This window comes from Enterobacter sp. 186315 (assembly GCF_053290175.1).
On sequence record NZ_JBPTTK010000064.1, the window covers coordinates 1 to 1,030 of the forward strand.

General features: G+C 52.5%; 2 protein-coding genes. Both read left to right on the forward strand.

The genetic code is table 11. The annotated features are described in order from the left end of the window. Window positions 1-704: VENN motif pre-toxin domain-containing protein (locus ACSVHP_RS22955; protein ID WP_447552986.1), on the forward strand; the 704-nt coding region annotated here is incomplete at its 5' end. Continuing rightward, window positions 704-889: a CPCC family cysteine-rich protein gene (locus ACSVHP_RS22960; RefSeq protein ID WP_447552987.1), complete on the forward strand. Its 186-nt coding sequence runs from the start codon at window positions 704-706 to the stop codon at window positions 887-889. The genes ACSVHP_RS22955 and ACSVHP_RS22960, both read left to right, overlap by 1 nt. The last annotated feature ends 141 nt before the right edge of the window (window positions 890-1,030 follow it).

The following is a 1,030-nucleotide window of genomic DNA, read 5'->3' on the forward strand; positions in this document are numbered from 1 at the left end:
AGGTAAACATCCTCGCCCACGCGATCCTGGGCGGAGCCGTTGCGGCGATGCAGGGCAACAGTGTGGCTGCGGGAGCTGCTGGCGCGGGTGTAGGTGAGCTTGCTGCGCATGGGATTATGGCGTCCCTTTACCCGGGCAAAAAAGCCAGTGACCTGGGGGAGGACGATCGGCAGCTTATCAGCACGCTGGCAACGATATCGGCGGGAATGGCCGGAGGGCTGGCGGGTAATGGCACCTCTTCCGCGGCTGCGGGTGCGCTGGCGGGGAAGAATGCGGCTGAGAATAATGCCTTGAGCAAGGACAAGCCCGGTATCTTCGACATTAACCCGATGCTGAAAACGGGGGTGGTAGATGAAAGTGGCGATCCGCTGAAAGGTGGGGGTGGAATAGCTAAAGGTGGCAAATCTAAAGATACTCAGATTTGGACAGAAACCAAGAAAGCAGAACCTGTAGGTAATGCCTATGGACACTGGACAAAACATGGGAAAGAATTTCCTGAATATCAGAATGCGAAGCAATATGTTGATGCTGCTCATAATTTTATGACAACCCCACCATCAGGTACTCTGACTAAAACTCGACCTAACGGGGATACGCTGTATTACAATCCTGCGACCAATATCTTTGCCTCAAAAGATATTAATGGCGTGCCACGTACAATGTTTAAACCAGAGAAAGGCCTCGAATATTGGAACAAGCAATGATGAACAATGACACTTACCCTTGCCCATGCTGTGGAAACAATACGATAGATGAGCCGGGTTGTTATGAGATTTGCCCTGTCTGCGGATGGGAGGATGACCCAGTACAGTCCGCTGACCCAGATTTTTCCGGTGGTGCAAACTCTCCTAGTTTAAATGAAGCAAAGCAGGCGTTGAGTAAACAATGAGTTAAATCTTTGATCCCGGCCCCTGCGGCGGGATCTTCGTTTTACCCGTCAGCCCCTAACCGGCTCGATCCATCACCGCGACGGGCCAGGGGAAAGGGGCGAACAGCGGCGATATTCTCATCAGCGGCAGCCAGCTGAAAG